Source organism: Bacillus infantis (assembly GCF_008180445.1).
GTDB classification, from domain to species: Bacteria; Bacillota; Bacilli; order Bacillales; family Cytobacillaceae; genus Bacillus_AB; species Bacillus_AB infantis_B.
In genome coordinates, this window is record NZ_VTER01000026.1 from 1 (window position 1) to 10294 (window position 10294).

13 protein-coding genes, 1 rRNA gene and 1 riboswitch are annotated in these 10294 nt (G+C 42.8%); of the genes, 2 read left to right on the forward strand and 12 right to left on the reverse strand.

Features of this window, described 5'->3' with window-relative positions; all coding sequences use genetic code 11:
• From FZD51_RS25490 to FZD51_RS25510, 5 genes are all read right to left on the reverse strand, one after another.
• Positions 1–212: ribosomal RNA gene (locus FZD51_RS25490) — 16S ribosomal RNA — on the reverse strand; the annotation flags it as partial.
• A 326-nt stretch (positions 213–538) separates the two neighbouring features.
• Positions 539–1195: a GDSL-type esterase/lipase family protein gene (locus FZD51_RS25495; RefSeq protein ID WP_187445900.1), complete on the reverse strand. Its 657-nt coding sequence runs from the start codon at positions 1193–1195 to the stop codon at positions 539–541.
• A 76-nt stretch (positions 1196–1271) separates the two neighbouring features.
• Positions 1272–2426: a two-component system sensor histidine kinase NtrB gene (locus FZD51_RS25500; RefSeq protein WP_148977225.1), complete on the reverse strand. Its 1155-nt coding sequence runs from the start codon at positions 2424–2426 to the stop codon at positions 1272–1274.
• A 64-nt stretch (positions 2427–2490) separates the two neighbouring features.
• Entirely contained in the window at positions 2491–3279 is a 789-nt protein-coding gene (locus tag FZD51_RS25505; protein ID WP_148977226.1) for a hypothetical protein, read from the reverse strand.
• 238 nt (positions 3280–3517) lie between these two features.
• The gene (locus tag FZD51_RS25510) at positions 3518–3727 is read right to left on the reverse strand and encodes a cold-shock protein (RefSeq protein WP_009795535.1); all 210 of its coding nucleotides are present in this window, start codon (positions 3725–3727) and stop codon (positions 3518–3520) included.
• Between the two features lie 321 nt (positions 3728–4048).
• On the opposite strand from FZD51_RS25510, the gene FZD51_RS25515 reads away from it, so the two are divergent.
• A complete protein-coding gene (locus FZD51_RS25515; RefSeq protein ID WP_148977227.1) occupies positions 4049–4330 on the forward strand; it encodes a DUF6509 family protein in 282 nt (93 codons plus the stop codon).
• A gap of 56 nt (positions 4331–4386) precedes the next feature.
• Here the strand turns inward: FZD51_RS25515 and FZD51_RS25520 are convergent, their stop codons facing one another.
• On the reverse strand, positions 4387–4794 hold the full coding sequence (locus tag FZD51_RS25520) for a cytosolic protein (protein WP_148977228.1): 408 nt from the start codon (positions 4792–4794) through the stop codon (positions 4387–4389).
• Positions 4795–4959: 165 nt separating this feature from the next.
• On the opposite strand from FZD51_RS25520, the gene FZD51_RS25525 reads away from it, so the two are divergent.
• A complete protein-coding gene (locus FZD51_RS25525) occupies positions 4960–5784 on the forward strand; it encodes a GNAT family N-acetyltransferase (protein WP_148977229.1) in 825 nt (274 codons plus the stop codon).
• Between the two features lie 32 nt (positions 5785–5816).
• Here FZD51_RS25525 and FZD51_RS25530 read toward each other — a convergent pair whose 3' ends face one another.
• From FZD51_RS25530 to FZD51_RS25555, 6 genes are all read right to left on the reverse strand, one after another.
• Complete coding sequence (locus FZD51_RS25530) at positions 5817–6314, reverse strand: metallophosphoesterase family protein (protein WP_148977230.1); 498 nt, start codon at positions 6312–6314, stop codon at positions 5817–5819.
• A 68-nt stretch (positions 6315–6382) separates the two neighbouring features.
• Positions 6383–6583, reverse strand: a complete 201-nt coding sequence (locus FZD51_RS25535) for a cold-shock protein (RefSeq protein ID WP_009795530.1) — start codon at positions 6581–6583, stop codon at positions 6383–6385.
• A 157-nt stretch (positions 6584–6740) separates the two neighbouring features.
• Positions 6741–8192 carry a degradosome RNA helicase CshA gene (cshA, locus tag FZD51_RS25540; RefSeq protein WP_148977231.1) on the reverse strand — a complete coding sequence of 484 codons (1452 nt, stop codon included), beginning with the start codon at positions 8190–8192 and terminating at the stop codon, positions 6741–6743.
• A 337-nt stretch (positions 8193–8529) separates the two neighbouring features.
• A complete protein-coding gene (locus FZD51_RS25545; RefSeq protein ID WP_009795528.1) occupies positions 8530–8730 on the reverse strand; it encodes a cold-shock protein in 201 nt (66 codons plus the stop codon).
• Between the two features lie 200 nt (positions 8731–8930).
• Positions 8931–9782, reverse strand: a complete 852-nt coding sequence (locus tag FZD51_RS25550) for a bifunctional 5,10-methylenetetrahydrofolate dehydrogenase/5,10-methenyltetrahydrofolate cyclohydrolase (RefSeq protein ID WP_148977232.1) — start codon at positions 9780–9782, stop codon at positions 8931–8933.
• Between the two features lie 58 nt (positions 9783–9840).
• Positions 9841–9924, reverse strand: a riboswitch (ZMP/ZTP riboswitch).
• A 135-nt stretch (positions 9925–10059) separates the two neighbouring features.
• The coding region (locus FZD51_RS25555; RefSeq protein WP_148976930.1) for a transposase at positions 10060–10294 on the reverse strand (235 nt) is incomplete at its 5' end.

A 10294-nucleotide genomic window follows, 5' to 3' on the forward strand; every position in this document is an offset into this window, starting at 1 on the left:
ATCTTTCAGCATAACCTCATGAGAGGTTATGCATTATCCGGTATTAGCTCCGGTTTCCCGAAGTTATCCCAGTCTTACAGGCAGGTTGCCCACGTGTTACTCACCCGTCCGCCGCTGACTTCAGGGAGCAAGCTCCCATCCGTCCGCTCGACTTGCATGTATTAGGCACGCCGCCAGCGTTCGTCCTGAGCCAGGATCAAACTCTCCATATAAGAGTAAGATTTAGCTCTGATAAAAATAAGATTAACGTTGACGTTTTTGTTCGTTCAGTTTTCAAAGGACAATCTTTCAATAGCGCTCTTTTAAAGCAGCTATATTATAATACCATCCTACCAATCTCTTGTCAACATAATTTTGTAAAAGACGATTTATTATGAATTCATAGATTAATAAGTGGAATTTATATCAGCAGTTAATGTCGATTGCTGTTCATTTATAATAACAGCACTTGAGAAGTTGGTCAACAGGAAACCAGGTGGAAATTATTGGTTTTATTAAAACAAGACAGGTGCCCTCTCTTGCATGAGACGGAACCTGTCTATTGGCAGATCAGAAGTCCATATCCGGTATTTTTTATTTTCTCAGCGATGCGATTATAGCCGCTGTCATTGGGATGCACTCTGTCCATCGCAACTAGATCATTCTCATTCCCTTTAAATGCCTGATATATATTCACCGTTCGAAAGTGATGGTGGTCGCATAGCTGCTGTATCTGCTTATTGAACTTTCTGATCCATCGGTCTGCTGTTTCTTCTTCGGGAACGGGACTGTAAAGGTTTAGAAGATAAACCATAAAAGGCCCGGCAGAGTCTGATTTTAGTTCAGTAATATGATCTACGATGCCGCTTAGCTTTTCTGCAGATATATTCAGGCGCGATGAAATATCCTTCTCATTTTTCGTCAGCTGATATGACCTTAACCCCTGAATAAGGTCGTTGCCTCCGGCTGTGATCGTAATTAGTTCTGATTCTGCTAAAGCACTGGATACTAAAGGAGACCTGACAGCTTCGAGGACTTCACCCGAAAGCGCTCCGGGCCTGGCAAAAATTTTGTGGACGACCCTCCGGCCAAGGGATTCCTCGGCAAGTCTTGCAAATCGCGGCACAAAGCCAGGAGAAAAGAACGAAGCTCCCACACCCGCAGTAATCGAATCGCCAACTGCAGTATAGTTCAGCGGACTTTTTTTGACATCCAATTTAATCCCCCTCGTGATTGCGAATTTAATTATTCATATTCATTCAGGGGCATTTCTGTTGATTGTACGATAAAAATTATTCACAGCAAAAGCGGTCTTCTGCAGGAATGTCAATGATAAACTGAGTTCCCTGCCCATCGCTCATTACATTCATCATGCCGCCGTGATTCTCAATAACCTTTTTGGAAACTGAGAGCCCGAGCCCCGTTCCTTCATCTTTCGTAGTAAAGAAAGGGTCAAAGATATGGGGCAGAATAGAAGAAGGAATTCCCCTTCCATTATCCCGGAATTCAATTCTGAGAAAGGAATCAACTCTTTTGGCAGCAATGATTATTTTTAGAGGTTCGCTTCCTTTAGCCTGGAACGCATTTCTGAAAAGGTTAATGAACACCTGCAGCAATTCATCACGATCACCTTTAAAGAACGTATTATCTGCAATTTCTGCAAGTTGATATTCAATTTCGGCATTATACAGCAGCGCTTCACTATTCAGGAATTTTCCGGTATAGCCCAGGATAAACTCCTTTGCATTCAGCAGTTCGCTGGTCGTTTCCCCTGGTTTAGCAATACGGAGGAAATCTGTAATGATTTTATTGGCCCTGTCAATTTCCGGGATCAGCAAGGAAGAAAAAAGCTCAGACACCTCTTGATTCGTCTTGCCTTGAAGAAGCTGGAGATAGCCCCTTACCGTGGTAAGCGGGTTTCTGATTTCATGGGCTATGCCTGCTGCTATCCTCCCGGCCAAAGCCTGCTTCTCTGCTTCCTTTACTCCATTGAGGAACTGAAAAGCTCCTAAAACCCTTTTCACGTTTCCGTTTTCGTCTAGTATGATCCTTGTATTATTGATCCCGTAATTTTTGTCAAGCACTTCCCTGTTAACGATCGGCTTCTTCGTCCTGAGGGATTCAAGCAGATTAATCTTGTCATCAGGTATCCTCAGCAGCTCCCTGATATGGCGGCCCACTATGTCCCTTCTGTCAGCATGCAGGTCCCTTGCTGCCTGGAGGTTGCATAACGTTATTAGTCCATTCCCGTCTATAAAAACAATATGATGAGGAACCAGATCAAGTATAGGATTCAGGAATCTCTCCAGTTTTTCAAATGATACGCCTTCATCCCCGTTATCCAAGCCGGGCCAGTAAGCCTGATTTTCTTCTGCCCTGTTTTTCAGCTGCAATATTTCATTTCTTAATTCAGCATTTTCCTGTTTAAGCCGTTGAACTTCATCCATGAAAACTTACTCCTTAAAGAGTGCATTATTTCTTTTATTATAATGCAATTCGCCTGAAAGGACATTATACAGATTCACCTTTAATATCAGGAAAGAAATAAACTGCCAGCTTGCCGATCAGAAAGCAGAATAGTGTAATGAGCGCAGCTGAATATACTGAACTCCACAAATGGGAAATCGTCAGAACACCCGCCTGGATTAAAAGTTTTTCAAAAAGCCAGGCTCCCGCAAATAATCCTGCCAATGCCGTCTTCCTGAAGTCATAGATGACTATGACAGCTAAAACCAGGCTGTATATCAGCCAAACAAGTGTGCTGAAAGCCAGCTGATCACGGTCATGCGACTCAAAAAAACCAGCGTTGTAGGTATGAATCCGAAAGAAGATTACCGTATAGAATACAGCTGCCTGAATGATTGTGGTAATGGCCATATATATTGTCACAAATCTTACAAAAGGCGAAGGTTTCCTTAATGAATCCCTCCATATGTCTGTCACAAACATAGCCGCAAAAAGTATTGCGCTCGTGTACCACGATCTCCACCAATGCTGCTGATATATGCCCTCTTTCAAGAAAAAGCTCTCTATCAAAAAAATGCCCGCTATCACTGCAAGCCTCCACAGATAGCCGATCCGGAAAATGGAGACCGCTGTAAGTACTGCAGGAATGAAAAGTGCCTGCGAAATACTTGCCCCAAATACCTCATCAAACCACTTTTCTTCAAATACAGTCGGCCTGTATGTGTATGCTTTTCCCAGAATAAAGACTATGTATTCCAATATAAAAGACAATCCCATCACAAAGAAATAGAGCGGCAGCGATACCCTGATTTCTTTCCTGAAGGAAATTATCATTAATATGATGCTGAAAAATACCAATGCTATAAAAAGGTGCATGCCGGTCAAAGTTTCATCACTTCCATCATAACTAAAGGTTTTTGCTTTAGTATTCCCGCCGCCTCCTTTTTCATCCTGCCGCTTTTACGTACACAAAAAGCTTGAAACATACTTCTCACAAAAAATGCCAAAATCAACTTTGCACACTAACAAAGCCAAAAATAAAAAAACCAAATGGCGAGGCCATTTGGTTTTTTTATTTTGAGTAGATGCTATTATTAACAACAACTTGAAGCAGCTTAGTCGATTCCTTCATCTCACTGTTGCAAAGCGGGCAAGCCGGCTGATCACTGCTTTTAAAATTATCACGCAGCCATCCATTACAGCTGTCAGAAATACATTCCCAGACTTTCACTTCTTCCGTTTTTACTTCTTCGGTATTTTTTCTCCCGAATCCCATTGCCATAAAAGGCACCTCCTCAAAGAGCCGAAGCCCCCGAAAAATAAAAATCCACCCGTTATAAAATAAATGGACTGGATCCTTTATAACAAGTGAATCTGAAATTTTTTAAATGTTATTCCTTTAAATAAATACTTTATAAGTATACAGCATTTCCCTGTTTTTGTCAATGCATCATTTTAAAGTTTGTCAGCTTAAATCCGTACCCCTTTAAGGATGGAATCCCGGGATTTGAAGAAGGATAAGAACAAAAGATTACGCATGCTTTCATAAAAGTGTATAATACGAGTGTCGATAAACTGAAACTATCCAGAGAGGATGATATAGATGGAAATTACAGGTCATTTGATTGAAGAAATCATTGATCCTACAGGTATACTGGAAGGGCAGAGGTATGAGTTCCTGCTGGACATAGAAGTTCCGGAGGATGACGAACTTTACTCCGAGGAAGGGCTGAGCCTGCGTGTACTTTTTTACAGGGATGAGAATGGCTCAAAGATCCTCAATTATCACTTCTTTTTTTCAGACGAAAAGGCTCTCGATTTTGCGCTTGATGAAGAAGAGGAGAAAATGGTGGAAAGCTACTGCCGGATGAATCTTCCTGCATAACAGCTGTCATGCAGATATCATTTAAAGAAAAAAAGAGCAGCGCGCTGCTCTTTTTTCTATTCCTCGATTTTTTGGCCTTCTTCAATGATATGGTACATAAGATGTGCAAGATGATGGATAGGCCCGTACACTTCCTCTTCGCCTTCCCCTTCTCCCCCTGCTTCTTCACTGAATTCAAGATCGTTCAGCTGAAGTGCGGCAAATTGGTAGAAATCCTTCAATTCAAATGAATAACAGGCACTTGGCTCTTCATTCTCTTCTTCATAATGCAGAACCAAATACGACTCGGTCCCCTCTTTGCTGATGGCATCAAAGTAAATAAAGAAGCCGACGTTAGTATCAAGCTCAAAAAGATGCCTGGTCCCGCCTTCAGTGGCAATATTGAAGTCCTCTTCATTGAGCTTGCCGACCTTCATTGCTTCTACTTGATCTTCTTTGTGAAATTCTACTGTAAAACTTTTCATTATCCAACACCTCCTGAATCATTACTCTACTTATAATAACCATTCCAGGTTAACTACACAATTAAATGCCTCTAATTGCATAATTCTGATGGTTTGCAATTTTGTATTCCTCTTCTCCCTTCCTCAAGCTAATATAGATATATACGAGAATGGGGAGGAACAGCGATGCTTACAGTAAGACAGCTCAAAGATATCAAGGAGCTTCAGGATATTTGTGAAAATCATGAAGAATTCAGATTAAAACTAAATTGGGATATGCTGAAATCCAGAAATAATGAAACAAAAACAGACTTCTTCACTTATCAGGACGAAAGATTAACAGGATTTTTGGCTCTGTATCCTTTTGGAGCTAAAGTGGAGGTATGCGGGATGGTTCATCCTCAGTACAGGAAGAAGGGAATCTTTACAGCTCTGTTAAAACAGGCTGAAAAACAATTGGCAAGCGCTTCGGAAGTCCTTTTAAATGCGCCAGCCGAATCCTATGCTGCCAAACAGCTTTGCAAATCGCTTCCTTGCAGATACTCTTTCACGGAGCACCAGATGAAGTACGTTCATTCAGATACTCTTTCAGAAAAAGAAGGGATAGAAATAAGATCGGCCACTGCCGGAGATGCCGATCTTTGCATCCAGCTGGATGTTGTTTGTTTCAGCCTTTCCGAAGAAGATGCCACTCTGTTTTACGAGCAAACGGCAGCCGAACAGGAACAGACTTTATTCATAATTGAATGCAGCGGAGCCCCCGCGGGCAAGGTGAGGATCCAGACAGACGGCAATGAGAGCTGGATTTATGGATTTGCGATCCTTCCTGAGTTTCAGAGGCGAGGGATTGGAAGAAGCGTTCTAAGCAGGATCATCAGGCAGGAGAGAAATCGAGGGAGGGATATTTTCCTGGAAGTGGCTGCGGAAAACAATAACGCCCTAAATCTTTATACGTCATGCGGATTCATTCCGCTTGAATCACAGGATTATTATGAGCTGAAACTCAATTAGCAGGACGCACAGATGCGGCCTGCTTTTCCCTCTTAAAATTCTTTATCAAAATAAACAAGCTCTGCTGAGAGCTCTTCCTCCGCCCTTATTACTGCAAAAGAAAAACGCGGCTGCCTTCTTTTATCAACCGGGGAACCCGGGTTTATGATGAGGGTCCCGTTTTCCTTTTTCAGGACGGGTATATGGGAATGGCCGTAGATCAGACAGTCCAGCTTGTCGTCTGCAAAAGAATCCAGCGCCCTTTTTTCCGTTGTCTTCCCTTTTCCATGCCCGTGCACGATACCTAATTTAAACCCATTTATATTAAGGATGAGCTTATCCTTCAGCATTTCCTTAAGCCCGCCGCTATCCGTATTGCCAAACACCCCTTCGAGCCTCCCGAAGGATGAGAGTTCTTTATAAACAGACCAGTCCTGCCAGTCACCGGCATGAATGATGACATCTGAAATTTTCAGATATTCAATGAGAAACTTGGGCAGCTTTCTGCCCCTTTTTGGCATATGGGTATCTGAAATGGCAGTAATAAGCAAACCTCATTCCTCCTTTATAAAGCAAAGAAGAGCCCCGCCAGGAGACTCTTCATCATATGAAGTGAATATTATAGTTTCGTCACATTAACAGCCTGCGGTCCACGCTGGCCTTCTTCAATGTCAAATTCAACTTCTTGACCTTCATCAAGGCTTTTGAAGCCTTCAGACTGAATTGCAGAGAAATGGACGAATACGTCTTCTCCACCTTCAACTTCGATGAATCCGAAACCTTTTTCTGCATTAAACCATTTTACTTTACCTGTAGCCATTTACATTTCCTCCTAAATTTCAACAAAATCTTTAGGGCGATGCCCTTCTGTATTAATATGGGTAAGTTTTACAGATTTTATAATCATTTTTTAAAATTTTTTCAGGAAAGATATTACATCCTCTTATAAAATCCTTAAAACTGCCCTTAATCACCTATTACCCCTTTGAGTTAGGAGTAAAACCTGATTTTCCGCTTCTTCCTCTTCTGCGGTCGCGTCCGCCCCCGCCACTCCTGCTTCGATCATTGCGGCGGTTTCTGTCACGGTCAAATTTCGGCTTCCTTGAACGGATCGGCTCGACAGCCGTAAGCTTGACAGGTGTCACATCCGGCTCTTTTGTAAGCAGCTTAAGAGCAGCTGCCAGCAGGGTGACTGAATCTGTTTCTTCAAGTAAACTCTCGGCAGATCTTTTATATTCGTTATATTCTTCATTTTCAATAACCTTCAGCATTTTATTGATGGTTGCCTCCTGGCTGCCGGCAATTACATCAGTAAAGCTAGGTATAGGCTTTTTCGCCATTTTTGTTTTCGTTACCCGCTCGATCAGCTTGAGATGATCGATTTCACGCGGAGATACAAATGTTACAGCAAGTCCCTTTTTCCCGGCGCGCCCAGTCCGGCCAATACGGTGTACATAGCTTTCAGGGTCCTGCGGGATATCGAAGTTGTATACATGGGAGACACCGCTGATATCAAGTCCCCTTGCCGCTACATCAGTTGCCACCATGATTTCAATCGACTGTTCCTTAAAGCGGCGGATAACCTGGTCACGCTTGTTCTGCGGAACATCGCCATGGATGCCTTCAGCAGAATAGCCGCGTTTGATGAGCCCTTCCACCACTTCGTCCACACGCTTCTTAGTGCGGCCGAAAACGATAGCAAGTTCCGGGGACTGGATGTCAAGCAGGCTGCATAGAACATCAAATTTCTGCTTTTCATGCACTTCCATATAATGCTGCTCAATATTTTTTACAGTGAGTTCTTTCGCCTTGATTTGAACCAGCTCAGGTTCTGTCATGAATCTTTCTGCCAAAGATTGGATGCGCTTTGGCATTGTTGCTGAAAACAGCAATGTCTGGCGCTGTTCAGGAACTTCGCTCAGGATGCGTTCAATATCCTCGATAAAGCCCATGTTCAGCATTTCATCAGCTTCGTCAAGCACTGCCAATTTAATTTTATTCAGGCGGATTGTCTTTCTTTCGATATGATCAATCAGCCTTCCCGGAGTAGCTGCAATGATATGCGGCCCGCGGTCCTTCTTCAAAGCGCGGATTTGTCTGGAGATGTCCTGGCCGCCATAAATCGGCAGTGTACGGACGCCTTTTACCTGTCCGATCCGGTTCAATTCTTCAGCCACCTGTACGGCAAGCTCACGGGTAGGCGCAAGCACAAGGCCCTGAATACCCTCAGTTACATCTATCTTTTCCAAAAGCGGAATGCCAAATGCAGTTGTTTTCCCTGTCCCTGTCTGGGCCTGGCCAATCATATCCCTGCCGCTCAGGCCAATTGGGATAGCCTGTGCCTGGATTGGCGTTGGTTCTTCAAAGCCCATATTGGATACTGCTTTTTCAAGCTCTTTGCTTAAATTAAAATCCGAAAAAGTTGTCAAAGTATAAATCCTCCTTAATTTCTTACCATTTGTTTCATATCAATTTGTATATAGGGTTACAGCAGGTATATTTCTAGGCTAACCACTTTCTATCTCTTTTTTACATTTCCGATTCAAATAAGTTTAAACCCCGCCCAAGTGATTATTTACAGAACAATCAAAGTCCGCCTCCCGGGCGGTATTCTAGGGGAATGGTGGAAGGATACGAAATGGAGTAAATGAAGGAAAGAAAAGCCTTAATTAGGAGCCTGCTTCTTTATTTCATAAGTTGCCGTCCGGTTCAATACACAAAAAGGCGATGCATGCTTTGCCATGCATCACCTCATCATTAATGCTGTTAGCCTTTAACTACGTTAGAAGCTTGTGGTCCACGGTTGCCTTCAACGATTTCGAAAGTTACTGCTTCGCCTTCTTCTAAAGACTTGAAGCCTTCAGATTGAATAGCTGAAAAGTGAACGAAAACGTCTTGGCCTTCTGATGTTTCGATAAATCCAAATCCTTTTTCTGCATTAAACCATTTTACTTTACCTGTGTTCATGTATAAAAACCTCCAAAAAGTGTTTCACTAAAAGTTTGCGGTATAATATAAAAACAAAAAAATCGCAGCCTGCACGTGTTGAAGAAGATAAAATCGACTACAACCTGCGCAGCTACGACTACTTATCCAAATATAAAACGAATCTTAAAGTGTTAAGTTAATATTACTTCATTAAGAAGAACGTGTCAACCTTTTCTTCTTCAGGCGTTAATCCCCAGCGTCTTTTCTGCTGCTTCAACTGTATGCTTCAGCAGCATTGAAATCGTGACCGGGCCTACTCCCCCTGGTACAGGTGTTACGGCTGATGCCTTTTCGAGGCAGCTATCATATTCTGCATCTCCGACATTCCCCTCATTATACCCTGCATCGAGAATAACAGCCCCAGGCTTGATCCATTCTCCTTTTATAAATTCCGGCTTTCCGACTGCTGCAATGACAAGATCAGCCTGGCCTACAAAGCGGGAGAGATTCACAGTATAGGAATGACATGTTGTTACTGTTGCATTCCTGTTTAAAAGCAAAGCGGAAACGGGTTTTCCGAGGATGGGGCTTCTCCCTACAACGACAGCATGCTTTCCTTCTATGGGAAGATGATAATAATCGATGATTGCCATAATTGCAGCAGGAGTGCATGATGGATATGTACCAAATCCCAGGGCAGTCTGCCCGTAGCCGTGGCTTGTCACGCCGTCAACATCCTTGTCTATGCTGATGGTTTCAAATGCCTTCCGCTCATCTATATGTCCTGGAACAGGGTGCTGAAGCAGGATGCCATGGACTTCTTTATTTTCGTTCAGTTCCTCAATCGTTTTTACCAGTTCTTCTGTTGTGGTTTCTTTCGGCATGTGAATTTTCTCAGACCGGATGCCAAGCCGTGCACAGGCATTCCCTTTCATTCTTACGTATGTTTCAGAAGATGGATCGTCTCCGACCAGGATAGTGGCAAGGCAGGGAGTGATCCCTTTTTGCGTGAGGTTTTGCACCCTTGGCATCAGTCCTTCTTTAATATCAGCTGCCACCCGCTTACCATCAAGAATCAATTTTTCATTCATAGCATACAACCTCCAGGTATAAGATTCAGGCCGCTTTTCCAAAAGTTTAAAGCAGACTGCTGGCTGCCCAGACGACCGGCTATATATGCACGCAGCTCCACTGTGGTTTCTTCCACTATCGTCGTCAGTCACTGCGCCTTTTTTAAATGTTTTTCCTTATCAATCATATCACAAAACACAGATGTTATGAATAGATTCACCTGCAAATGTTCGTATTTATAGTCTGTATGAATGGTTCTACGTCAAATGTTGGGGTGAGGTCCAAAGGGCTTCACCCTTATCCAATATGCACACCCAACTTTTTATACTTATGAGTTAATAAGATTTTGGCCCGAAAACGCTTAAAGCTTCTAAAGCCAAATGCGTTTCGTTTCATGACTTTCGTTAAGTTATTGAGGCCTTCTAAAAAACCATTCGAATAGTTATAGCTAAAGCTATTTAGTATTTCGATTTGCCAGTTTTTTATGGTCTTGGCAGCTTTCATGAACTCAGGAATGCCCGCCTGGGCAACG